The sequence below is a fragment of the Rickettsia gravesii BWI-1 genome, from assembly GCF_000485845.1.
In the GTDB taxonomy this organism is placed as follows: Bacteria; Pseudomonadota; Alphaproteobacteria; order Rickettsiales; family Rickettsiaceae; genus Rickettsia; species Rickettsia rickettsii.
The window spans coordinates 25197-47957 of the sequence record NZ_AWXL01000026.1 but is presented as its reverse complement, the minus strand read 5'-3'; the positions used below and the strand labels follow the sequence as shown (position 1 = coordinate 47957).

The following is a 22761-nucleotide window of genomic DNA, read 5'->3' as shown; positions in this document are numbered from 1 at the left end:
TGAATGTAGGAGCAGGAATAACATTACAAGCTGGAGGAAGCCTAGCTGCGAATAATATAGATTTTGGAGTCGGGAGTACTTTAGAGTTTAACGGACCTCTTGATGGTGGTGGTAACACAATCCCTTATTATTTTAAAGGAGCTATAGCAAACGGCAATAACGCTATATTAAATGTTAATACAAAGTCACTTACTGCATATCATTCAACTATAGGAACAGTTGCAGAAATCAATATTGGAGCCGGTAATCTTTTTGCAATTGATGCAAGTGCTGGTGATGTTACTATATTAAATGCTCAAGATATTAATTTTGGAGCTCTAGATTCTGCTTTAGTACTTTCTAACTTAACCGGAGTCGGAGTAAAAAATATATTATTAGCAGCTGATTTAGTAGCTCCCGGTGCTAATGAAGGTGATGTAGTCTTTGATGGTGGGGTTAATGGCCTGAATATCGGGAGTAATGTAGCAGGTACCGCTAGAAATATCGGTGATGGAGGCGGTAATAAATTTAACACTTTACGTATTTATAATGCCGTTACAATAACCGACGATGTAAATTTAGAAGGTATACAGAACGTGCTTATTAACAATAATGCAGATTTTACTAGTAGTACAGCATTTAATGCTGGTGCTATACAAATAAACGATGCTACTTATACAATTGATGCAAATAATGGTAATTTAAATGTACTGGCAGGAAATATTCAATTTGCACATGCGGATGCTCAATTAATATTACAAAATAGTTCAGGAAACGACCGTACGATCACACTAGGTGCGAATATAGATCCTGATAATGACGATGAGGGTATAGTAACATTAAATTCTGTAACTGCAGGAAAAAAATTAACGATAGCCGGAGGCAAGGCGTTTGGTGGAGCTCATAAGTTACAAACTATAGTTTTCAAAGGAGCGGGAGATTTAGGCGCGGCAGGTACTACTTTTAATACAACAAATATAGTGCTTGATATTACAGGTCAATTAGAACTTGGAGCTACTACGGCAAATGTAGTTTTACTTAATGATGCTGTTCAATTAACTCAAACCGGTAATATTGGCGGTTTCTTAGATTTTAATACAAAAAACGGTACGGTAACATTAAATAATAATGTAAATGTTGTGGGAGCAGTCCAAAATATCGGCGGTATTAATAACGGTACGTTAATAGTTTTAGGTGCAAGTAATCTTAATAGCGTAAATGGGATTGCTATGTTAAAAGTAGGTGCAGGAAATGTAACTATTGCCAAAGGCGGTGACGTTAAAATCGGCGAAATCCAAGGTACAGGCACAAATACTTTAACATTACCTGCAAACTTTAACTTAACAGGCAGCATAAATAAAACCGGTGGTCAGGCTCTGAAGCTAAACTTCGCGAATGGTGGTAGTGTTAGCGGTGTTGTAGGGACTGCGGCTAATTCGGTTGGTGATATCACAACGGCAGGTGCTACAAGTTTTGCAAGCAGTGTTAATGCAAAAGGTACGGCGACACTTGGCGGTACTACAAGTTTTGCCGATACATTCACTAATACAGGTGCGGTTACTTTAGCCAAAGGTTCTATCACTAATTTTGCTAAAAATGTAACGGCTACCAGCTTTGTAGCTAACAATGCTACTATTAATTTCGGCAATAGCCTAGCCTTTAATAGTAATATAACAGGTAGCGGTACTACACTTACTTTAGGTGCAAATCAAGTAACATATACTGGCACTGGTAGCTTTACCGATACGCTAACCTTAAATACTACTTTTGACGGAGCAGCTAAGTCAGGTGGTAATATCTTAATTAAATCAGGTAGTACTCTTGATTTATCATGGGTTTCAACTTTAGCACTTGTTGTTACTGCTACTAATTTCGACATTAATAATATAAGCCCAGATACAAAATATACGGTAATATCTGCAGAAACAGCAGGTGGTTTAAAGCCTACTCCTAAAGAGAATGTTAAAATAACTATTAATAATGACAACCGTTTTGTTGACTTTACTTTTGATGCATTGACTTTAACGTTATTTACAGAGGATATAGCTGCAGATGTTATAGATGAAGATTTTAAACCGGGTGGACCGCTTGCAAATATCCCAAATGCTGCAAATATAAAGAAATCGCTTGAGTTAATGGAGGATGCTCCCAATGGTTCAGATGCACGTCAAGCTTTCAATAACTTTGGTCTAATGACACCGCTACAGGAAGCAGATGCTACAACTCACCTCATGCAAGATGTTGTAAAACCTAGCGATACTATAGCTGCCGTTAATAATCAAGTTGTAGTGAGTAATATATCAAGTAATATAACTGCTCTAAATGCTAGAATGGATAAAGTACAAGTAGCGAATAAAGGTCCTGTTTCTTCCGGTGATGAAGATATGGATGCTAAGTTTGGTGCGTGGGTAAGCCCGTTTGTCGGTAATGCAACGCAGAAGATGTGTAACAATATAAGTGGTTATAAGTCTGATACAACTGGTGGTACTATAGGTTTTGACGACTTCGTTAGCGATGATCTAGCACTCGGACTTGCATATACAAGAGCCGATACTGACATTAAGCTAAAAAATAATAAAACGGGCGATAAGAATAAGGTAGAGAGCAACATATATTCTTTATACGGTTTATATAATGTACCTTATGAAAATCTCTTCGTTGAAGCTATAGCATCTTACTCAGATAATAAGATAAGAAGCAAATCAAGACGTGTTATTGCAACGGCACTAAAGACTGTTGGTTATCAAAATGCAAACGGTAAGTATAAATCCGAAAGCTATACAGGTCAGTTAATGGCTGGTTATACCTATATGATGCCTGAGAACATTAACTTAACACCGCTAGCTGGGCTTAGATATTCGACTATCAAAGATAAGGGCTATAAGGAAACCGGTACTACTTACCAAAATCTTACCGTTAAAGGCAAGAACTATAATACTTTCGACGGTTTACTCGGTGCTAAAGTATCAAGTAATATCAATGTCAATGAAATAGTGCTAATACCTGAGCTTTACGCAATGGTCGATTATGCATTCAAGAATAAAGTTCCGGCTATTGATGCAAGATTACAAGGTATGACTGCTCCTCTCCCAACCAACAGCTTTAAGCAAAGCAAAACAAGTTTTGATGTCGGTGTCGGTGTTACTGCTAAGCATAAAATGATGGAATACGGGATTAACTACGATACCAATATCGGAAGTAAGTATTTCGCTCAGCAAGGTAGTGTAAAAGTTCGTGTTAATTTTTAATTAACCGTTCTATAATCATAAAAAAAGCCTATATAGTTTGACTATATAGGCTTTTTTGCTTTATAATGTAGTCTTGAGAAGCGTCATTGCGAGGAGCGAAGCGACGTGGCAATTTCGTCAAATATCCTGAGATTGCTTCGTCACTTACTTCGTAATTTCCTCGCAATGACGATAAAAACTTAAATAAAAAATTATGTTAGATAATATTAGAAAAACTGCCGATAGTTTTATAATGCGGGTTTTATTTGCAATGATAGCTTTTGCTTTTGTCGGCTTTGGTATTAAAGATGTATTAAACGGAAGAAGAAGCGGCGATATTGTTACTTTTTCTCATGTGAAAAATATCTCCCAGGAAGATTTTTTGAGAGCAAAATCTTTAGAAATTAATGCTATAAGTAAGCAAACTGGAACAAGTTTAACGGATGAAGAAATAGCACAGTTAAGTATTGATAACCGAATCCTAAAAAGGCTTGTTTACGATAATGTCTTAGATTATTTAGTGAGTTATTATGACTTAGATCTAAGTGATGATACAGTTAAAATTTTAGTTAAAGAATCACCAGTTTTTAAAAATGAGCAAGGTATTTTCAATATAAAAATTTTTAAAACTTATTTTAGAAATTCTTATATGGATGAAGAAAAATATTTATTAAACTTCAAAGAAAAAGCTCTAAAAAATATTTTTGTCGGTACTTTTGTAAAAAGTTTCTATGTTCCTAAAGCTATGATTGACAATATAGTAGATTATATGGCTGAAAAAAGAGAAGTAGAATTAATACAAATAGATTTACAAAATAAACCGAAAGATTTACAAATCCCTACTCCTACCGGTCAGCAATTAAAGGATTTTTACCAAGATAATAAAACCGCGTTTGAAGTACCTGAGAAACGCAGCTTTTCTTATATTAAAGCTAATATTAAGGATTTAAAAGTCTCAGTTACTCAAGATGAGTTGTTAGAATTTTATAATGAAAATAAAGATGAATTCGGTGATCAAAGTTTTGAAGCGGTACAAAAACAATTACATGATTTATTAAAGGCTCAAAAAATCGACATACTTAATATGGAGTTTACTAAAAAGCTGGAAGATGAGACGGCAGCCGGTTCTAGCTTAGTTGAAATTGCCGAAAAATATAAGCTACCGATACAAAACGTTAACTATATCAGTTATGCAGAGCTTATTGAAGATAAAATAATTGCTGAAAATGCCGATAGTATTTTTGAGCTTTCGGAAGGTGAATTATCTTATCCTATAGGAACAGAGGATAAAAGCTATCTTATATTGGTAGAATTAAAATCTATTCAGCCGGCAAAAATACCTGAATTTGATACTATTAAAGAGCAGGTAAATAAAGCTTGGATAAAGCGGAATATTGCAGATGTAAACTTAAAAATTATCAAGGATTTAGCAAAGGAATATAATTCAGATCAAGAGAACATAAAAGAGCTTAAAGCTACCGGAATAAAAATAAGCAAAAAAAGCTATATTAGATCCGAAATGGAAAATGATCTAACACTAACTCCTGAAATAGTATTATCAATTTTTAATACTAAAATAGGAAGTAATACGCCTGTATTTCAAGTAGGTGATGAAGTATATTTTGCACATATTAAATCTAGAAGTATCGATGAATTAACAGCTAAAAATATTCATGTCAATTCAGAAAAAAATATAATATATAATATTAAAAATTCTATAATTGACGAGCTAATTAACTACACAATTATTCAGAATGATATGCAGGTAAAAGCTAATTTTAGTAAGTAGCGAAATCCATCAGGTCATACCGTATATTCATTGCGAGGAAATTACGAAGTAATCTCAGGATATTTAATGAGATTGCCACGCAGCCTATGGCTGCTCGCAATGACGATAAAATAAGCCGCACATTATAAACAAAAAAATAAAACTATGAGCTTTAAAGATTTACCGGAGTTTTTAAAATTTTTAGAAAAAAACGGTGAGTTAAAGCGTATTGCTCTTGAGGTTAAAACTGACTTAGAGATTACTGAAATTAGTAGAAGAGTATTAGCACAAGGCGGACCTGCATTACTTTTTGAAAATGTTATAAAAGTCGACGGCATTAAGTCCGACATACCTGTTCTAACTAATCTTTATGCTAGTATAAATCGTATTTGTATGGGGCTTAAACTTAAGTCACCCAGAGAATTAAGAGAACTTGGCGTTTTACTAGCATTCCTTAAACAGCCGCAACCTCCCGTATCTTTTAAAGAAACATTGTCAATGTTACCGCTTGCTAAGCGTATATTTGCTATGTCTCCTAAAACCGTATCAAAAGCAGCTTGTCATGAAATCGTCATTGACAAACCGAATATCAATATATTGCCGATCCAAAGATGTTGGTCTGATGATATTTCGCCTTTAATTACTTGGGGTATAGTAGTTACTAAAGGTCCAACAAAAGATAAAATCGATAATTACAACCTTGGCATATATAGAATGCAGGTTATTTCAGAAAATAAGCTATTGATGCGTTGGTTAAAGTTACGGGGCGGAGCAGAGCATCATAAACGTTGGAAAGAAGCAAAAAAAGAACCTTTTCCTGCTGCTATCGTTATCGGGGCAAACCCAGCGGTAACTTTGGCAGCAGTTACGCCGACACCTGAGAATATCTCGGAGTATAATTTTGCTGGTTTACTCGGTAATGAAAAAGTAGAGTTGGTACAATGCAAAACTATTGACCTCAAAGTACCTACACATAGTGAAATAGTGCTGGAAGGCTATGTAAGTTTAGAGGAGTATTTGCCTGAAGGTCCTTTTGGGGATCACACCGGATATTATAATGATGTTGAAGAATTTCCTGTATTTACGGTTACCGCAATAACGATGAAGAAAAATCCAGTATATTTAAGCACCTATACAGGAAAACCGCCTGATGAGCCATCAATCTTAGGTGAAGCATTAAATGAAATTTTTATTCCTATATTGCAGCAACAATTTCCGGAAATAGTCGATTTTTGGCTTCCACCTGAAGGTTGTTCATATAGAGTTGCGGTAGTATCGATTAAAAAATCCTATCCCGGTCATGCTAAAAGAATAATGCTTGGGATTTGGTCTTACTTACGGCACTTTATGTATAGTAAGTTTATTATAGTTGTAGATGACGATATTGATATTCGTAATTGGCAAGAAGTAATTTGGGCAATAGCAACAAGAAGCGATCCAAGGCGTGATACGAGCTTTATAGATAATTCCCCGATAGATTATTTGGATTTTGCATCTCCTGAGTCAGGCCTTGGTAGTAAAATGGGAATAGATGCAACCGATAAAATATACCCTGAGACAAATAGAAAATGGGGTAAAAAAATAGAAATGAGTCAGGAAGTTATCGACAAGGTTAATAGTATTTGGAATAGTTTAAAGATATAAGGTATACTTGTTTAATTTGAAAAATTGGCGTCGTTGTTTCATATTTTTTGATCCTCACGTACTAGTATGTACGCTGCGGTCCAAAAATATGAAACGCCTTGCTCTTTTCCAAATTAAACTTCGTCTACTGTTTATATTAATTGTTAATTTTTTGAAATATCTTGGAACTAAACATGTATAACATCCCGCACGAGACGATAATTAATAATTTCAAAGAAATTGCCGATAAATGTCAAGAGCTTATTTCGCATTTCATGCAAGGTAGGGGGAGTATGATCCCTAGGAGCCTAATTGATAGTGATAAAAACAGAATTATAGCCTCTTTAATGGTAGAACAATTTTGGGCAAATCCTGAAAAATTTTGTCAGCTTAATATTGAATATATTGATAAGTTAAGAGAGCTTACAGCGAATAGCTTTGCAAAATTTGTCGGTAGTTCGGCAAAAGCTGTATTTTCTCCGGATAATCGAGATAAAAGATTTAAAGATTCTTCATGGGAGGATAATGCTTATTTTGACTTTGTTAAACAATATTATTTACTATCTAGCGAGTGGCTTAAGAAGAATATAGAACAGTATGAGCTATCAAATGATCTCAAGCAACATTTAGAGTTTGCAACTAAACGTTTTATCGATGCGTTTTCACCTTCAAATTTTGCTTTTTGTAATCCAAAAGTTTTGCGTGAGACATTAGAAAGCGGCGGGCAAAATTTAGTACAAGGGCTAGAAAATTTCTTAAGAGATATAAAAAGTTCAGGTGATATATTAAAACTACCGATAAATTTGCTTTTAAACTCGGTAAAAATATTACGGCGACAAAAGGAAAAGTTATATTCCAAAATGATTTAATGCAATTAATATGTTATGAGTCGAAAGAGAAAGTTCATAAGATTCCGATATTTATTATTCCGCCATGTATAAATAAATATTATATACTCGATTTATCTCCGCATAATTCTTTAGTATCTTTCTTAGTAGAAAATAATTTTCAAGTTTTTCTTATTTCATGGGTTAATCCTGATATCTTTCTATCGGAAAAAGGCTTCGAGGATTATTTAAAAGACGGTATTTTAGCACCTTTTGAGTACTTTTGAGTATGTTAGAAATCTTAGTTTTGAGAAAATTGATTTTGTCGGATATTGCATGGGAGGTACATTCCTTGCTATAATTATTGCCTACTTCAAAGCAAAAAAATAAATTCCGTTCATAGTGCTACTTTCTTTACTATTTTGCTTGATTATACTCATCCCGGCGAGCTTGGAATATTTTTTAATGAAGCTACGATTAACTATATTAAGGAAGATATAAAACTAAAAGGCTATTTTGATGGGTAATATTTATCAAATAGCTTTAGTTTACTAAGGGCTAATGATTTAATTTGGACATTTTTTGTCAATAATTACTTACTCGGTAAAAAAACGATGCCTTTTGATTTGCTATATTGGAATGCGGATTCTACTAACTTGCCGGCAAAAATGTATGAGGAATATTTACAAAATACATATTGCAATAACTTGCTAAAAGAGTCTAATCATTTAGAGGTACTCGGAACAAAAATAGATCTTGGAAAAGTTGATTGTAACTCTTTTTTTGTAGCCGCAAAAGAAAAGAAGATCATATAGCTCCATGGCGTTCAATATATGATGGAGTAAAATTATTAAACGGACATAAGATTTTTTGTCTCACGGATTTAGGGCATGTAGGGGCATGTAGCAGGTGTAATTAACCCTCCCGCTAGTGCTAAATATAATTATCGGCTTAATGACGACTTAAGTTTAAGTAGTCATGAGTGGCTTATGAAAGCTACGGAATATAAAGGCTCATGGTGGAATTATTGGCTTATAAAAAATAATGATAATAAGCTAGTAGATTCTTTAGATTATCAGAATCTAGAGGCTATTGAAGAAGCTCCAGGAAGTTACGTAGGAAGTAGGTGTTGTTTGTGGGGATACTAAATCGTCATTGCGAGCAGCCATAGGCTGCGTGGCAATCTCATGAGATTGCTTCGTCAATTACTTTGTAATTTTCTTCGCAATGACGGAAAAGCCGATCTATGCAACGCCTAAAATATAAATAAGTTATGAAGAGAAAAAATAATAAATTTATAGAAATATCTATTGCCTTTATCTTGGGAATTGCTTTAGGTATTTATGGACAGAATCCGGATTATTTTACTAATCTAATAAGTCAAAAATCATTAGTTTTATCTGCTCTGCAAATAAAGCATTACAATATTTCAGAGCTTTCAAGAAGTAAAGTTAGTACATGTTTTACTCCGCCTGCCGGTTGTACTAAGTTTATAGCCAATCAGATAGATAAAGCTGAAGAATCTATTTATATGCAGGCATACGGTATGAGCGATGCGTTAATTACTACTGCACTTATTAATGCACAAGCGCGAGGAGTAAAGGTTAGAATATTGCTTGATCGTAGTAATTTAAAGCAAAAATTTTCTAAATTACATGAATTACAACGAGCAAAAATTGATGTAGGTATAGATAAAGTACCGGGAATCGCTCATAATAAAATTATAATTATTGATAAAAAGAAAGTAATAACCGGTTCGTTTAATTTCACGGCTGCTGCCGATAAACGTAATGCTGAAAATGTAATTATTATAGAAGATCAGGAACTAGCAGAATCTTATTTACAAAATTGGTTAAACAGAAAGGCGAGCAACTGAGAGGAGATTTCCACTATGTCATTCCTGCGAAAGCAGGAATCCAGTAGCTAAAAGATATAAATATATTTAATTTTTTATATTAAAAGCTCAAATAATTTCGCTTTTTTCTGGATTCCCGCTTGCGCGGGAATGACATCAAACGCATTTTTCGTCCATGTAACAACGCCTTCAGTCGCTTAGCTCATGAGGTTGAAAATTAAGCAGATTTCTTGTTGAAGTTTTTTTGTACTTGTTTTGCCATATTTTGCATATTATTAGAAGCATGATGAACATTTTCGGCAATGTGCTTATTTGCAGCTTCTAATATTTTGGTTGAAGACTCATAAGCAATACTTGCTAATTCCTTAGCATTATCCATAGATGTTTCATAAATAGATTTTAAACATTTTTGATGACATTCACTAGCTTGTTTGAAATCTTTAGAAGTTGCTGCTTCTTTAGTAGTATTCAAAATAGTATTAACATTATTTTGTATAATTTCGGAATTTTTCTTAAGCAAAGATTGCATGCTTTCTGTAGCAATTTGGTTAGTTATTAAAAGAATATTCATAGCTCTTTGTATTGTATTTGTGATAGATGCAAGATCTACACTAGGGATATTTTTCATAGAACTCATATAAAATTCTGGATTCATATAGGATTTCATTAGATCTAAAAATTGTGTATTATTTCACATTATTCATTCTCCTAAAATAAATTAAATTTTTTACTTAAAAAATTTTTTGTGTTTTATAGGTTACGTATATGTAAACATAAACCCTCAATTTATGCTAACATTTATAAAATTATGAGTCAATAATTGTTGGTATTAAGAATAATATTAAAAATAGTTAAGTATTAAAAATAGTTAAGTTTTTATAAATGTTAGATACATCAATTCAAGCATTAATAAATAAGTGGCAAAAATACCTCGTTTTGCAAAGAAATTACTCTAATCATACAGTAATTTCTTATAATAATGACCTTAAGCATTTCCTTGAGTTTATGAATTATTATAATTCAGAGCTTGTAACGATAAATCATATTAAAACCGCAGATATAAGATTAATCCGAAGTTGGCTTGCAAAACGTAACTGTGATAATTTTACCACTTCTTCAATTTCACGTGGTTTATCTGCAGTAAAAAATTTTTATAGGTTTTTAGAGAAAACAACACAATTAAATAGTCATATAATTTTTTCTATAAAATCTCCTAAAAAGACTAAATTGTTACCAAAAGCTTTATCGGAAGATGATGTAGTAATATCACTTGAACATATTGAAGAATACGGGAATGTTCAGTGGGTAGAACTTAGAAATAAAGCCCTACTTGTTCTTATATATGCTTCAGGTCTACGTATATCGGAAGCATTATCAATTACGAAACTTCATTTACAAAATCTAGAATTTATAAGAATAATAGGTAAGGGTAGTAAAGAAAGAATAATTCCGTGGTTACCGATTGCTAAAAATTTAATTACCCAATATTTAGAAATATTGCCGTATAAGTTAGGTGATAATGAACCCATATTTAGAGGAAAGCAGGGTAAAAAATTGCAGCCCCCGGTATTTAATCGTGAATTAATTAAATTAAAGCATTTTTATGGTTTACCGCAACATTTAACTGCTCATTCATTTAGACATAGTTTTGCTTCACATTTGCTTGAGCATGGTGCAGATTTACGCTCTATTCAAGAGCTATTAGGTCATAAAAGTCTATCTACTACACAAAACTATACTAAAACAAGTATAAAGCATTTAGAAGCTGTATATACTAACGCATATCCAATTAAAAAATAAAAATTATATTAATATTCATAATCTTCTTGCGTTAATTTTAAGTTATATATTATTTTAAAAACCTTATAGACATAATATATTAAAGCTAATATTGAGATATTAATATGCTAGAAACACCTAAATTACCTATGGGATATAAACCTTCTCAAGATGAAGAATATATGTGCCCTAATCACCTAGAATATTTTAGACAAAAACTTTTAAGATGGAAAGAGGATTTATTAAAGGAATCTCAAGAGACTTTAAATCATTTAAAGGAAGAAAATTTAAAAGAATCCGATCTTAACGATTGTGCTACTCATGAAACAGAAAGAGCTTTTGAGCTTCGTAGTAGAAATAGATATTGTAAATTAATGAGTAAAATAGAAGAAGCATTATCACGTATTAAAAATGGGGAATACGGTTACTGTGAAGAAACAGGTGACCCAATAGGTATAAAAAGATTAGAAGCACGACCTATTGCTGCATTATGTATTGAAGCTCAAGAGCGTCATGAAAATTATGAGAGAAGTCATTTGGATGAGCCTGAGAATTAAGTAGCTAGGTAATTTATGTGCGTGGATCGTAGGAATCCAAAAACATTTAATGCTACCCCGTGGCTTGACCACGGGGTCTAGAAAAACAAATTATTATATTAATAATTTTAGTATTTTTAACTAGATTCCGCGATCAAGTCGCGGAATGACAATAATTCATTTTTGCAGAAATGACACTTGAACATCTAAAACCTAAAGAAGTTAGAGCATTTACTGTTTCAAATAAAGGTAATCCCATAACATTTGAATATGAGCCGGAAATAAATGAGATAAAAGCTTCTGCATAACCGGAAATTTTACATCCGCCGGCTTTATCTATTCCCTCATCCAAAGAACAATAAAAATTAATCTCTTCATCACTTAATTTTTTGAACTTAACAATAGTCTGAACTATTTTTTGTCTAACTGTAAGCTGATCATTCTCTTTTTTGATAATACATAAACCAGTATAGACACGATGACGACGCCCGGATAACATCTTAATACAATTCTTGACTTCTTCATAAGTAGTAGCTTTCGGCAATATTCTTCTACCTACTGCCGCTACGGTATCGGCAGCTATAATTATAGCTGATTCCTCTATTTGAGATGCAATTTTTATAGCTTTTTCGTAAGCAAGTCTTATGGCTAAGGGAGTGGGTAATTCACGCAAATTAGGTGTTTCGTCTATATCTGCCGGAATAATTTGTGAAGGGATAATTTTGATTCTGTTTAGTAACTCAATTCTTGCAGGAGAGCTTGATGCTAATATAATCGGTAGGTTTGTTCTGTTCTGCTTCATACTTATAAAGACTAGTGACGATGAATCACACGTCCCTTAGTTAAATCATAAGGAGTCATTTCTACCATAACTTTATCTCCTAGTAATATTCTGATACGATTTTTACGCATCCTACCGGAAGTATGAGCAATAATTACATGATCATTCTCAAGCTTTACTCTGAAAGTAGCATTAGGTAAAAGTTCAAGTACTGTACCTGTAAACTGAATAAGGTCGTCTTTTGACATTATAATTTATGTTTTTATGGTCGGGGCGGAGAGATTCGAACTCCCGACCCTCTGGTCCCAAACCAGATGCGCTACCAGGCTGCGCTACGCCCCGATAATTAATTATGTCTATACTATATACTCTATTATTCGTAGCAAATCAATTTGTTTATGTAAAAATTTATAGATTTTACCTAGAAAAAGTGGTTTTGTTAGGTTCTAAGCGTCATTGTGTCAGTCCTGCGGCTTTGTTGTATGGCCCTTATGTTCATACCCGCGGAAGCGGGAATCCAGTCTTTTTTGCTGTCATACCGTGACTTGACCCCGATCTTGTATAACAGACTGTGTCCTGAGATCCCGCAATCAAGTTGCGGGATGACATTAAAGATTACTGGATTTCTGCTTCCGCGGGTATGAACATAAGAGGTACAAAAATTAATAAAGTTTTGCGGTTTTCACTAAGAAGCTAAAATAGATAGGCTTTACCCTTGTATTTCTTAAGTTTTATATACGATTTACCGAATTTCTATAAAAAGTACATAAAGTTTAATTTATTTTAAACAAGAAAAAGTAATCATAAGTTACTTTCTCTATATAGAAAATACCCTATTTATAAGTATTTTTTATAGATATTTTAGTATTTAATTAATGTTTTTCAACTAAAGGTAATATGTTATTTATATAACAAAATCATAAGTTAGAAAAATTAAGCCCAAATTTAGGAGATATTATGTCAAGTCAACGATAAAAAATTTAATAAAAAAAGACATGTTTGCATCAACTGCGGCATTGATGCTTGCTAGCACTAGTGCCCTTGGTACTGCTAACCGAATCGTAACAGTAGGGGGTGGCTCAGTAGCGTATAGTAGTGCTTTTGGTGGAGGAGCATATGTACCAGGTTCATTTGTAACCCTTGGCGAAGTAAATAATTTTACTGCAGATGTGCCAGCAATTCCTGCTATATATTTAGATACCTTTAATAATGCAATAATGACTGTGCCAAATAACATAACTCTTGGACCGGTTATACCTGTTGATCTTACTAAAGAAAATGTCGGGCTCGTTGTAGATGTCCCTAACGCTATAAACATCACTTTAACAGGTACGCCAGTTACAAATGCACAAGCACTTGCAGCAGTTCCTCCTTTTGCTCCAAGACCAGGAGAAGCACCAGGGAATACTGACTATTTTAACAGCTTTAATTTTAACGATTTAGCTAGTACTTTGATTTTTCAGGCTGCATCACTTTTTCCTCCTACTGGTGATAATAGAATCGCCTTTATCTCAGGTCTAGGTAGTATAGTAACTTCTGTTCAAGGCCAGGCAGATCTTACATTACAGATTGACACTGACTTTCAATTTAAATATCCAAGTTGGATTAAGGCAAAAACTTTTAATATTGCAAATAATCAGCTACTTAATTTTGCTACTGATACTTCACCAGCCGCAGGTCTTTACATTAATGAAGTTATGGATATACAATCTATAAAAATAGTATCAAGTTCGGCGGCCAAAATGCTACTTATGACGTAAGTAATGAATCGCCAAATGCCGCAGAATTTGTGGCTAGCTTCAACCTAGTTCCAGCAAATGATGTAGATGGTCAATTAAGAGTACACGTGGCTTCCGGTAGCCGAGGAATTGCACTTAATGCGGGTAGCGGTAATGGAACAGGAGGGACAATAAGGCTTAACAAATTTTTTACCGATGGGATAGGAGCTCCTCTAAATCACAATCCAGCTACAATTACAGGAACCATCTTTGTCCAAACTATTCAGATAGGGAACCAGTATCAGCCTATTAATATAGGAGTAGACACGCCGTATGGTGTGGATTGGGTAATGGCAATTGGATACCGGCGCGGGAGGATTAGTACAATTTACGCAGAACTCGTTAGTACGATTTCAGCAAGATGTAATTTCTGATATAGATTTTAACGGTACGGCTGCACAAGTAACAATTGCTGATGGTAAGAATGTTGGTGGGGCTACCGGTGGTAATATAGATAATAAATTAGGAGGAGGTGCGAATATATTAAATTTTGTCGGTAATAGTACGGTTATCGGTAATGTAGGAGCTATAAATCCAGTTAATATATTAAATGTTCAAGACAATAATGCTGGTACAATAAACCTTGCTGCGGGCGGTAATTTAGCGGCAGTAACAAGTAGCGGAGGTGTTAATGGCATTGTTAATGTTTTAGGAGCAGGTATGCTTGGACCTGTAACAGGTATTGCGGCTTTGAATCTTAACGGAGCAGGGAATGTTGTGATAGTCGGAGCATCTAGTGCAACTACTCTTACCATAAATAATGCAGGTGTGGTAGCTACAGCTGCGGGTGGTTTTACCAGTAATGCTGCGGTCAGAGCAGGCCAACTTACAACAAACGGTAACGTGGATTTTACCAATGGCGGTGTTTTAGAGTTTTTGGGAGCAAATCCTGCAGGTTATTTACTTAACAGCCAAATCAAAAACGGGAACACAGAAACATTAAACGTTTATACTACCGGCACTACTTTAACGGCTACTGATTTAAGTATAGGTACGGTAAACACAATTAATATCGAGCAGGGAAATGCAGTCGCAGCATTTACGATAGATGTATCTAACAAGGCTTTAACTCTAGGAAGTGCTATTAATTTGAATAATACTAAATTCGTATTTGGTTTAACTACTAGCAAAAATCAACAAGTTACCTTTATGAATAGTGTCGATGGTTTTGCCGGTGGAGGCGGTAGCGTCAATTTAAGTAGTATTTCTAGTACTATACCTAATAACAATGTGTTAACTTTGCAGGGTAATTTGGGTAATGAAACTCTTGGCACAAAGGCAAATCTTCTTGCTGTTATAAATGTTAGTGGTAATGTCGGCGTTATTGGTACTAATGCTAAGTTAGGTACAAATGGATTTGATGTGAGTAATACTGCAGTGCTTAATATTGTTGCTGGCAGGGTTTTTGCCGATGCATCACTTACCTCGGCTAAGATTGCCAAAATTAATATCGGTGAGGTTAATGCTGGACCAGCCGTTTATGCCCTTGATGCATTAAACAGTGATTTTCCATTAGATGCACCAGGTGTTACATTCGTGAATCCCGCATCTGTTTTAAAGTTAATGACTATCGTAGCTAGTGGTAAGAACAGTACTATAGAGTTAACAGGTAATATAGAGCCAGTTGTTCCAAATACCGGTGTAGTTGAGATAAATGCAAGAAATGCTAATACCAAGTTAACAATAGATGGTACGGCTAATAAGTATGCTATCGGAACAAAAGCAAATCCGGTGAGTAAAGTATAACTTACAGGGTACGGAACACTGGTAATAACTGCTCTTAATACCCCAAATATCGACGTATCCGTTGCAAAAGTTGCTATAGGATCAGCTGGATCAAATGTTTTTTTTTCCACTCCTTCCGGTCCTATTAATAGCGAGCTCGGGGCTGTAAAGATTGACGGTAATATGAATTTCCAAAATAATGCCGGTACCGCAATATTTGCTAGTGATATAGCAAATAATATAACATCAGCTATTACCGATAATATAACAAGTACCGGAGGTACTAACGGTACTGTAGAGTTTATGGATAACGGTACTATAGGTACAGTTGACGGTAACGGAAACTCAACGAATACAATTACGAACCTTGCAATATTGAAAGCGGGTGCTGACAACAGCACCGTTACGATTAACGCCGGCGGTAATATGTCAATTGCTGAAATCCAAGGAACCGACACGGGTAATATAGTGTTTACTCAAGCAACTAATTTAACCGGTGGTATTAACATCACAGTATTAAATTGTACCGGAGTATTAATGCAGGATATGTAATATTAATAAATGGTGGCGACATAAAATTTAAAGGCACAACGAATAGTTTAGATCTTTCTGAAGGATCAAGCTTTTCTCCTTTTGCTTTAGCTATAAATCCTGAGGATAGCGTGGTAATTTTTGATGAATCTTTAAAACCGTTCAGTTCAAGAAGATTTTTACTCGAGTATAACAACCAAGACTAATAATCAAGGTACGGCAATATTTAACGCTAATAATGGTTTTACTGATGATTTAGGCGGTGAGAATTTAAACCTTAAACTAGTTCAGTAGTAATAAAGGCACGGTAAAAGGGGATACCTATGCTAAAGATATTATTATTGATGCCGGTAAATCAGCGGTATTTACCGGTTATAACAGTAGAAGTTTAGGCATTCCGTCAGTCATGGTCGGTGGTGTTAAAGTGCCAAGAGCAACAACAAAATTTCATTACAAAACAAAAATCGTTTCAGAGAACTTCAAAAAGGGAGCAGCAGCAACTCTTCAGCGGAATACACTAATGCTGCACTTGTACAAGCACCGATTAACGGCGGTAGTCATAAATTCGATGATGATGTATGGTTACAAAAAGCGGTATAACAGGTACTAATGCTATTACTTTTGCACCGAAGAAAACCGCTTTTATTGCATCGGATTTAGGAGCAAATACTATAGTTGCCGCTCAAGCAACAATGATGTTTACCTGTGATAATACTAGCGTAAATGTCGGGGCAATATCTCAGGAAGTAATATAACTTTCGCTCTTGGTAATAATAAAGTTACTTATACAGGCTCTGCTACTCCTACCGGTGAGCTTATTATAAATGTCTTCTATGATACTATAAATGCAGGGCAAACAGGCAACGCTAATAGCGGTAATATATTACTAGCAAGCGGTAGTACCTTTGATTTATCAAATGTTTCTTCAATTAAAGTATTTTTAACTGCACAAAATAATCCGTCTGCTATTGGGCAGGGTAGTGCTTATCCTATCATCACCACGGCAGGAGGTAAGATCATAGTCGGTAATGCTGCAAGCTTACCGTTTAATGTAACCGCTAATGAAGGTGGTTTTGTCAGATGGCAAATTATAGGTAATTCCTTTGTACTTTTACCGATAGAACCAACAGGAGATGTAACAATAGATAATATCATCAAAATTTTAATAAATACCCCTGTAGGGCAAAGACGAGAAGTAGTTGAACATCTATTACCTATAATTCAAAGACCTTCAAATGAAATACATAGAATAACTACTCCGCTTATTACCCCAATGGGGTCCTTCCGTCGGTCCGAGTGTTGGAGGTTTTAGCCCTCTACAGCCGCCACCAAATAGCAGTAGTGTAGTTAACAATATATATGTTTCGCCTACCACTCCGGGCGGCTACGACGTAACACCTAGCAATCCGGCAGGATATAATACTCCGACTACTCCGGTTACAGGCACAGGCGGATTTGGTCCTAACGGACCTGGTACAGGAGGTAATATTGGTACAGGCGGCGGTAGCCCATCAGTTGGTACCGGTGGTTTTGGTCCTAACGGTTCTGCTAATGTCGGAGGCAATCCTTACGGTCCGAATGCTTCGGTCGTAACGACTCCAACCTCAAACGTAGGTGCTAACCAGTTATCAACCGCAGGAGGCGGTAGCTTTGGAGGTACTACGGGTTATAACAGTCCGTCAACAGGTGGCTCAAGCTACAATAGTCCAGCTTCTGGTTCGGATGTATACAGTCCATCAACGGCTTCTAGTGGTCAGAGTGGTGCCGGTGGCTCAAGTTATAATAGTCCTGCTGCAACCGGTATTGCTCCTGCTAATAGCGTTAACTCTTCAGCACAAGGGAGCAGTTCTAGTTTGGGAGGTACAACTAAAGGCAGTGTAACCAACAGCGGAAGTAGTCCATACGGTAATCCTAAAGCAACAGGTGTTTCTCCCGCTAATAATAGTAACAGCATGGGAAGTAGTTCCGGTAGCGATATGTCTGCTGTAGGTAGTAGCCGAGATAATTCTGCAGGTACAAGTTAGTGGTGGAAGCTCAGGTAGCGGAATAAGTCGTGCTAAAGCGAACGACTGCTTTAATGTTGTACAAGATAATACTAGTATCGGTAATCAAAAAGTAAGGGAGAGAATTAAGGCTCTTGAAGACGAAAATAACAACGCTACGAATCCTGCAGCAGAAGATGCCACATTACGTAAGAGAGGTGCAGCTGTTCGGAGGCGGTGATTGTGAACTTGATGAAAGTAAAGCTAATAATTCCATTTACGGGGTATGGGCTAGCCTATATTACGGTAAGGCAGTATATAAAAAGCCTTTAACGGACTTAGCGGTTATAAAGCTAAATCTACCGGTAGTTCAGTCGGGGTTGATACCGTTATAAACGATAATATAGTTCTGGGTGCTGCTTATACTAGAGTCGATACGAAGTTACGTTACCAAAATGCTAAAGCCGGCAATACTACTAAGGTCTGAACTAATATGGGCTCTATATACGGTTTATATAACTTTATAAATAACCTATTTATAGAAGGCGTAACCACCTATGCACAAAGTGATATTAAAACTAATGAACTACGTAATATTATAGGCGGTTATGAAACAGCACACCGTAAGTATTATTCAACTTCTTATAGCGGTCAAGTAGTTGGGGGTTATAATTATCTATGGAAAGAAACTTCATTTGCACCGATGGCAGGAATCAGGCTTACTAAGATTAAAGATTCCGGTTATCAGGAATACGGTACTTCTTTCCAAAACCTAACTATTCAGAAACGTCAATATAACAAGGTTGAAGGTATACTCGGCGGTGAAATTAAGACAACCTACTATAAGGATGAATTCATAATTAGACCGCAAATTCATGCCTTTATTAATTACGACTTCAAAGGTAAAACACCGGCAATCGTTGCAGATCTTAACGGTCTTAATGAGCCTCTACCGGTATCGGCACCTAAACCTACTAAAATGCTATATGATTTATGGGTAGGTGCAGTAATTAAGAAGGGTAGAATGGAGTACAGAGTGCATTACAGTCTGAACTTAGCTAAAAAATACCATGCCCAGTCCGGTACGCTAAGACTTAAAGTAAACTTCTAAAAACCCGCATCAATTAAGAATAAGGATTTTAAAATCCTTATTCTTAATTACACACCGAATAGCAGATTACTATATAATCAGCTGTTTGCATAAAATTAAATAATAGGTTGAATTTGTATAAGGATTATTATATTAATATCTGTAATTATTTTTCGGGAACTGAGATAGTTTTTATGGTAATTGCATGTAGTTTTTTATTTAATATTTCAGACAGGGCGTTTTTTACTAATTTATGTTGATTAATTAAAGAAAGTCCATTAAATTGAACGTCTGATATTTCTAAGGCATAATGGTCTTGATCTCCTACTAAATCAGTAATTTTCATTGTACTGTTCGGAAATGATTCTTTAAGTATTTTTTCTAACTCTTCTACAGATATTGCCATTATTTTATCAATATTAATTTAAGTATTAATTACAGTTTTTTTGCTTAAAGTAAAGCTTTATATGAATTTTTATTATAGAATTTTAAACATTCATTGATAAAATCGACTCTTATGCATATTATAATTAATATTATTATATCATTTATTAATTATTATGAAAAAAGAAACTGAAGAATTAAAATTATTTATCTTAGAATGTTTAAGTGAGAAAAAAGCAGAAGATATTGAGGTAATTGATTTAACAGGAAAACATAAATTAGCCGATTATATTATATTTGCTAGCGGTCGTTCGACTAAAAATGTTGGAGCAATTGCTGAATATGTAGCTTTAGAATTAAAAAATAATGCTGGTATAAATAGTAATATTGAGGGGCTTGGTAAATCAGAATGGGTACTAATAGATGCAGGTACTATTTTAATTAATATTTTTTATCCTGAAATACGGGAGCATTTTAAGTTAGAAGAAATTTGGAAAAGATGAACGATCATATTCTTATTAACGTTATAATTTTACTCGGTACTGCGGTTTTTATCGTGGCTATACTTAAGCGTCTTAGATTAAGTCCGGTACTTGGTTACTTAATTGCCGGAGCTGCAATAGGTGATCACGGTTTAAAAATCGTAACATATGACCAAACTAAGTTACTAGGTGAACTTGGTGTAGTATTTCTATTATTTGCGATAGGACTTGAGTTATCCTTCGAGCGATTAAAAGCTATGAGACGATATGTATTTGGTCTCGGTAGTTTGCAAGTTTTAACAACCGCTATAGTAATTGCCGGTGCAATGGTGCTTATAGACGGCAATAGTAGTGCGGCTATTATTACCGGCGGTGGTCTGGCCCTTTCATCTACGGCACTTGTTATGCAGGTTATTGAGGAAAATCGTAGTCAATCAACGCAAATAGGAAGAGTTTCTTTAGCTATTCTGTTACTACAAGATTTGGCCGTAGTGCCATTGCTTGTGATAGTTCCGTTACTTGCCGGTAATAATAAGGCCTCGCTTGCAGTGGCTCTTGGTATTGCACTCTTAAAAGCCGTAACGGCCTTACTTACAATATTTATTGTCGGTCGTGTTTTTCTTCGTCCTGTATTTTCATTCATTTCATCAGAAAGTAATAATGCAAGCGAGTTACCTATTTCGATGACTTTGTTAATAGTACTTTCTGCTGCTTGGGCTACCGAAACATTTGGTTTATCTTTAGCTCTAGGAGCATTTGTTGCCGGAGTATTAGTTGCGGAAACTGAATTTAGATTGCAGGCAGAGGAAAGTATTTATCCTTTCAAAAGTTTATTTTTAGGATTGTTTTTCATGACCGTGGGTATGAATATCGATGCCCTAGAAATGTATGAAAAAATATCTCATATTCTTACTTTATCTATTGCTTTAATAGGTATAAAAACCTTAATCATAACGGCTTTTTGTATTTTATTCGGTTTTAATAAAGGAGTTGCTTTTTATTCAGGCTTATTATTATCGCAAGGCGGAGAGTTTGGTTTTATATTATTCAGTTTAGGTAAAGATAGTGGAGTATTAGAAGAAAGTACTGCCGATATATTATTACTCGTAGTTACTTTTACTATGGCACTTACTCCATTACTCGCAGCTTTAGGGCAAAAGATTGCCGAGAAAGTTGATAAAGGACTTGGTAAAACTCCGACTCAAATGATTGAGCTTGGGGCAAGAGATTTAACAAACCATATTATTATTGCCGGACTCGGTAATACCGGTAAAATGGTAGCAAGAGTTTTGGAAGCGGAAGGTATAAGTTACGTAATACTTGATTTAGATGATGATAGAGTAAAAGAAGAGCTATCAAACGGTTTGCCGGTTTTTAAAGGTGATGTATCGCAAGCCGACACTCTAAAGGCATTAGGTACGGAAAGAGCATTCGCTATAATACTTACTATGAATAATCAAGTAACTATCAAGAAATCGCTTAAAACAATTAGCGGTAATTATCAGGATATACCGGTTGTCGTTAAGTTAAAAAATTTAAAAAATGCTAGAGAGTTTTATGATTTAGGTGCCACAACTATTATTCCGGAAAGTTATGAGATTGGATTACAAATAGGTGGAACAGTCCTAAAAAATATAGGTATTAGCGAGCAGGAAATTAATAGAATAAAAGTACAATTTAGGCTTGGTAATTATATAATAGCAAAAAAAGAGGATGCTTTATCTGAAGCGGAAGATAATGATTAAAATTCTTATTACTTTAATTATTGTAATATTATCAACAACAATTAATGCTGATAATAAAAAATTGCCTATTCCGAGATTTGTTTCAATAAAATCTAATGAAGTAAATGCAAGGAGCGGACCAACTACTAAATCTGCCGTAGAATGGGTTTTTGTTAAAAAAGGCGAACCGGTAGAAATAACTGCAGAGTACAAGCAATGGCGACAAGTACGTGACATTAACGGCGAAGGCGGTTGGATCCATTCAAGCGTTTTATCAGGTAAAAGATCAGTAGTTATTACTTCTGATAAGGAAATAGAACTTACCAAATCCGCAGACCCTAAAAGCCGAGTTATAGCAAAATTAATGCCAAAAGTTCGTTGTAGTTTAAAAAAATGTAAAGAACAATTCTGCCAAATTACATGTAAGGATTACACAGGTTGGATTTCCAAGAAAGTAATTTGGGGAGTATATGATGATAATGATAGGTATTAATAGGCTTCTTGCATAACCTCCTTCTAAAGGTAATTTGTACGTCAATCTGGTACTCGCGCATCCTCACGTACTTTTATGTACGCTGCAGTGTTGTGTTCCGTGTTTCCTTCAAGTTCCTCTTTATAAGATAGGTTATGCAAGAAGCCTAGTACCGATAATAAATTGTAAAAGTAATTTACTGCCTGAAGTTAATTTGC

Annotated in this window: 26 protein-coding genes, 1 tRNA gene and 1 pseudogene; 21 read left to right on the top strand and 7 right to left on the bottom strand. The window is 34.9% G+C overall.

Annotated features, from left to right (window positions below; genetic code table 11):
• The 8 genes and pseudogenes from RGRA_RS0107810 to pld all read left to right on the top strand — a co-directional run.
• Positions 1-3227, top strand: a 3227-nt coding sequence (locus RGRA_RS0107810; RefSeq protein ID WP_024547405.1) for an autotransporter outer membrane beta-barrel domain-containing protein, incomplete at its 5' end; no start/stop codon positions are given.
• Positions 3228-3420: 193 nt separating this feature from the next.
• A complete protein-coding gene (locus tag RGRA_RS0107805) occupies positions 3421-4995 on the top strand; it encodes a peptidylprolyl isomerase (RefSeq protein ID WP_017442709.1) in 1575 nt (524 codons plus the stop codon).
• A gap of 144 nt (positions 4996-5139) precedes the next feature.
• Positions 5140-6618, top strand: a complete 1479-nt coding sequence (locus tag RGRA_RS0107800; protein WP_017442708.1) for a UbiD family decarboxylase — start codon at positions 5140-5142, stop codon at positions 6616-6618.
• Between the two features lie 173 nt (positions 6619-6791).
• A pseudogene (locus RGRA_RS13995) lies at positions 6792-7711 on the top strand (poly(3-hydroxyalkanoate) synthetase).
• Between the two features lie 45 nt (positions 7712-7756).
• On the top strand, positions 7757-7951 hold the full coding sequence (locus RGRA_RS13985; RefSeq protein ID WP_236609862.1) for a hypothetical protein: 195 nt from the start codon (positions 7757-7759) through the stop codon (positions 7949-7951).
• 87 nt (positions 7952-8038) lie between these two features.
• A complete protein-coding gene (locus RGRA_RS13980) occupies positions 8039-8239 on the top strand; it encodes a hypothetical protein (protein WP_017442705.1) in 201 nt (66 codons plus the stop codon).
• A 174-nt stretch (positions 8240-8413) separates the two neighbouring features.
• Positions 8414-8572, top strand: a complete 159-nt coding sequence (locus RGRA_RS13975; RefSeq protein ID WP_017442704.1) for a hypothetical protein — start codon at positions 8414-8416, stop codon at positions 8570-8572.
• Positions 8573-8697: 125 nt separating this feature from the next.
• Complete coding sequence (pld, locus tag RGRA_RS0107775; protein ID WP_017442703.1) at positions 8698-9300, top strand: phospholipase D; 603 nt, start codon at positions 8698-8700, stop codon at positions 9298-9300.
• A gap of 196 nt (positions 9301-9496) precedes the next feature.
• Here the strand turns inward: pld and RGRA_RS09825 are convergent, their stop codons facing one another.
• Entirely contained in the window at positions 9497-9946 is a 450-nt protein-coding gene (locus RGRA_RS09825) for a phasin family protein (protein WP_236609861.1), read from the bottom strand.
• 215 nt (positions 9947-10161) lie between these two features.
• On the opposite strand from RGRA_RS09825, the gene RGRA_RS0107765 reads away from it, so the two are divergent.
• Positions 10162-11079: a tyrosine recombinase XerC gene (locus tag RGRA_RS0107765; RefSeq protein ID WP_017442701.1), complete on the top strand. Its 918-nt coding sequence runs from the start codon at positions 10162-10164 to the stop codon at positions 11077-11079.
• Between the two features lie 104 nt (positions 11080-11183).
• Positions 11184-11615 (top strand): RNA polymerase-binding protein DksA, encoded by a 432-nt coding sequence (gene dksA / locus RGRA_RS0107760; protein WP_014392838.1) that lies wholly within the window; start codon positions 11184-11186, stop codon positions 11613-11615.
• 133 nt (positions 11616-11748) lie between these two features.
• Here dksA and RGRA_RS0107755 read toward each other — a convergent pair whose 3' ends face one another.
• The 3 genes from RGRA_RS0107755 to RGRA_RS0107745 all read right to left on the bottom strand — a co-directional run bounded on the left by RGRA_RS0107755 (position 11749) and on the right by RGRA_RS0107745 (position 12717).
• Positions 11749-12396, bottom strand: coding sequence for a Maf family protein (locus RGRA_RS0107755; protein ID WP_017442700.1), 648 nt, complete (start codon positions 12394-12396; stop codon positions 11749-11751).
• An 11-nt stretch (positions 12397-12407) separates the two neighbouring features.
• Positions 12408-12623, bottom strand: a complete 216-nt coding sequence (infA, locus tag RGRA_RS0107750) for a translation initiation factor IF-1 (RefSeq protein WP_010977828.1) — start codon at positions 12621-12623, stop codon at positions 12408-12410.
• 17 nt (positions 12624-12640) lie between these two features.
• Positions 12641-12717: transfer RNA gene (locus RGRA_RS0107745), tRNA-Pro, on the bottom strand.
• A 653-nt stretch (positions 12718-13370) separates the two neighbouring features.
• On the opposite strand from RGRA_RS0107745, the gene RGRA_RS13970 reads away from it, so the two are divergent.
• The 5 genes from RGRA_RS13970 to RGRA_RS13960 all read left to right on the top strand — a co-directional run bounded on the left by RGRA_RS13970 (position 13371) and on the right by RGRA_RS13960 (position 17164).
• Positions 13371-14135: a hypothetical protein gene (locus RGRA_RS13970; RefSeq protein WP_017442699.1), complete on the top strand. Its 765-nt coding sequence runs from the start codon at positions 13371-13373 to the stop codon at positions 14133-14135.
• A gap of 315 nt (positions 14136-14450) precedes the next feature.
• Positions 14451-15899 (top strand): beta strand repeat-containing protein, encoded by a 1449-nt coding sequence (locus tag RGRA_RS13965; RefSeq protein WP_017442698.1) that lies wholly within the window; start codon positions 14451-14453, stop codon positions 15897-15899.
• Positions 15900-16061: 162 nt separating this feature from the next.
• Complete coding sequence (locus RGRA_RS0107720; protein ID WP_017442697.1) at positions 16062-16430, top strand: hypothetical protein; 369 nt, start codon at positions 16062-16064, stop codon at positions 16428-16430.
• On the top strand, positions 16400-16615 hold the full coding sequence (locus RGRA_RS12200) for a hypothetical protein (RefSeq protein ID WP_017442696.1): 216 nt from the start codon (positions 16400-16402) through the stop codon (positions 16613-16615). The genes RGRA_RS0107720 and RGRA_RS12200 overlap by 31 nt, the downstream gene beginning before the upstream one ends.
• Before the next feature lie 372 nt (positions 16616-16987).
• Entirely contained in the window at positions 16988-17164 is a 177-nt protein-coding gene (locus RGRA_RS13960; protein ID WP_017442695.1) for a hypothetical protein, read from the top strand.
• A gap of 229 nt (positions 17165-17393) precedes the next feature.
• Here the strand turns inward: RGRA_RS13960 and RGRA_RS13955 are convergent, their stop codons facing one another.
• Together RGRA_RS13955 and RGRA_RS0107700 are read right to left on the bottom strand one after the other, a co-directional pair.
• Positions 17394-17564: a hypothetical protein gene (locus RGRA_RS13955; protein WP_017442694.1), complete on the bottom strand. Its 171-nt coding sequence runs from the start codon at positions 17562-17564 to the stop codon at positions 17394-17396.
• A gap of 229 nt (positions 17565-17793) precedes the next feature.
• Positions 17794-17973 carry a hypothetical protein gene (locus tag RGRA_RS0107700; protein ID WP_017442693.1) on the bottom strand — a complete coding sequence of 60 codons (180 nt, stop codon included), beginning with the start codon at positions 17971-17973 and terminating at the stop codon, positions 17794-17796.
• Between the two features lie 289 nt (positions 17974-18262).
• On the opposite strand from RGRA_RS0107700, the gene RGRA_RS13950 reads away from it, so the two are divergent.
• The 3 genes from RGRA_RS13950 to RGRA_RS0107685 all read left to right on the top strand — a co-directional run bounded on the left by RGRA_RS13950 (position 18263) and on the right by RGRA_RS0107685 (position 19502).
• Positions 18263-18433 (top strand): hypothetical protein, encoded by a 171-nt coding sequence (locus RGRA_RS13950; protein ID WP_017442691.1) that lies wholly within the window; start codon positions 18263-18265, stop codon positions 18431-18433.
• Positions 18434-18588: 155 nt separating this feature from the next.
• Entirely contained in the window at positions 18589-18786 is a 198-nt protein-coding gene (locus tag RGRA_RS13945) for a hypothetical protein (protein ID WP_017442690.1), read from the top strand.
• 98 nt (positions 18787-18884) lie between these two features.
• Positions 18885-19502: an autotransporter outer membrane beta-barrel domain-containing protein gene (locus RGRA_RS0107685; RefSeq protein ID WP_017442689.1), complete on the top strand. Its 618-nt coding sequence runs from the start codon at positions 18885-18887 to the stop codon at positions 19500-19502.
• A gap of 145 nt (positions 19503-19647) precedes the next feature.
• On the opposite strand, the gene RGRA_RS0107680 is transcribed toward RGRA_RS0107685, so the two are convergent.
• Positions 19648-19887, bottom strand: coding sequence for a BolA/IbaG family iron-sulfur metabolism protein (locus tag RGRA_RS0107680; protein ID WP_017442688.1), 240 nt, complete (start codon positions 19885-19887; stop codon positions 19648-19650).
• Between the two features lie 154 nt (positions 19888-20041).
• Between RGRA_RS0107680 and rsfS the strand changes: the two genes are divergently transcribed.
• The 3 genes from rsfS to RGRA_RS0107665 are packed head-to-tail and all read left to right on the top strand — an operon-like array spanning position 20042 to position 22564.
• The gene (gene rsfS, locus RGRA_RS0107675; RefSeq protein ID WP_017442687.1) at positions 20042-20368 is read left to right on the top strand and encodes a ribosome silencing factor; all 327 of its coding nucleotides are present in this window, start codon (positions 20042-20044) and stop codon (positions 20366-20368) included.
• Entirely contained in the window at positions 20365-22092 is a 1728-nt protein-coding gene (locus tag RGRA_RS0107670) for a monovalent cation:proton antiporter-2 (CPA2) family protein (RefSeq protein ID WP_017442686.1), read from the top strand. Before rsfS ends, RGRA_RS0107670 begins: the two co-directional genes overlap by 4 nt.
• Positions 22085-22564, top strand: a complete 480-nt coding sequence (locus tag RGRA_RS0107665; protein WP_017442685.1) for an SH3 domain-containing protein — start codon at positions 22085-22087, stop codon at positions 22562-22564. The genes RGRA_RS0107670 and RGRA_RS0107665 overlap by 8 nt, the downstream gene beginning before the upstream one ends.
• Positions 22565-22761 lie beyond the last annotated feature (197 nt).

Excerpts from the sequence above, each read along its gene's own strand:
- RGRA_RS0107685 (WP_017442689.1), top strand. The coding sequence starts at position 18,885 with ATGGGCTCTATATACGGTTTATATAACTTTATAAATAACCTATTTATA.
- RGRA_RS09825 (WP_236609861.1), bottom strand. The coding sequence starts at position 9,946 with ATGAAATCCTATATGAATCCAGAATTTTATATGAGTTCTATGAAAAAT.
- RGRA_RS13980 (WP_017442705.1), top strand. The coding sequence starts at position 8,039 with ATGCCTTTTGATTTGCTATATTGGAATGCGGATTCTACTAACTTGCCG.
- RGRA_RS0107665 (WP_017442685.1), top strand. The coding sequence starts at position 22,085 with ATGATTAAAATTCTTATTACTTTAATTATTGTAATATTATCAACAACA.
- RGRA_RS13970 (WP_017442699.1), top strand. The coding sequence starts at position 13,371 with ATGTTTGCATCAACTGCGGCATTGATGCTTGCTAGCACTAGTGCCCTT.
- RGRA_RS0107755 (WP_017442700.1), bottom strand. The coding sequence starts at position 12,396 with ATGAAGCAGAACAGAACAAACCTACCGATTATATTAGCATCAAGCTCT.
- RGRA_RS0107680 (WP_017442688.1), bottom strand. The coding sequence starts at position 19,887 with ATGGCAATATCTGTAGAAGAGTTAGAAAAAATACTTAAAGAATCATTT.
- RGRA_RS13960 (WP_017442695.1), top strand. The coding sequence starts at position 16,988 with ATGGTTACAAAAAGCGGTATAACAGGTACTAATGCTATTACTTTTGCA.
- rsfS (WP_017442687.1), top strand. The coding sequence starts at position 20,042 with ATGAAAAAAGAAACTGAAGAATTAAAATTATTTATCTTAGAATGTTTA.
- pld (WP_017442703.1), top strand. The coding sequence starts at position 8,698 with ATGAAGAGAAAAAATAATAAATTTATAGAAATATCTATTGCCTTTATC.
- infA (WP_010977828.1), bottom strand. The coding sequence starts at position 12,623 with ATGTCAAAAGACGACCTTATTCAGTTTACAGGTACAGTACTTGAACTT.
- dksA (WP_014392838.1), top strand. The coding sequence starts at position 11,184 with ATGCTAGAAACACCTAAATTACCTATGGGATATAAACCTTCTCAAGAT.
- RGRA_RS13945 (WP_017442690.1), top strand. The coding sequence starts at position 18,589 with ATGCCACATTACGTAAGAGAGGTGCAGCTGTTCGGAGGCGGTGATTGT.
- RGRA_RS0107800 (WP_017442708.1), top strand. The coding sequence starts at position 5,140 with ATGAGCTTTAAAGATTTACCGGAGTTTTTAAAATTTTTAGAAAAAAAC.
- RGRA_RS0107720 (WP_017442697.1), top strand. The coding sequence starts at position 16,062 with ATGAATTTCCAAAATAATGCCGGTACCGCAATATTTGCTAGTGATATA.
- RGRA_RS13975 (WP_017442704.1), top strand. The coding sequence starts at position 8,414 with ATGAAAGCTACGGAATATAAAGGCTCATGGTGGAATTATTGGCTTATA.
- RGRA_RS13955 (WP_017442694.1), bottom strand. The coding sequence starts at position 17,564 with ATGATATTATCTATTGTTACATCTCCTGTTGGTTCTATCGGTAAAAGT.
- RGRA_RS0107765 (WP_017442701.1), top strand. The coding sequence starts at position 10,162 with ATGTTAGATACATCAATTCAAGCATTAATAAATAAGTGGCAAAAATAC.
- RGRA_RS0107805 (WP_017442709.1), top strand. The coding sequence starts at position 3,421 with ATGTTAGATAATATTAGAAAAACTGCCGATAGTTTTATAATGCGGGTT.
- RGRA_RS0107670 (WP_017442686.1), top strand. The coding sequence starts at position 20,365 with ATGAACGATCATATTCTTATTAACGTTATAATTTTACTCGGTACTGCG.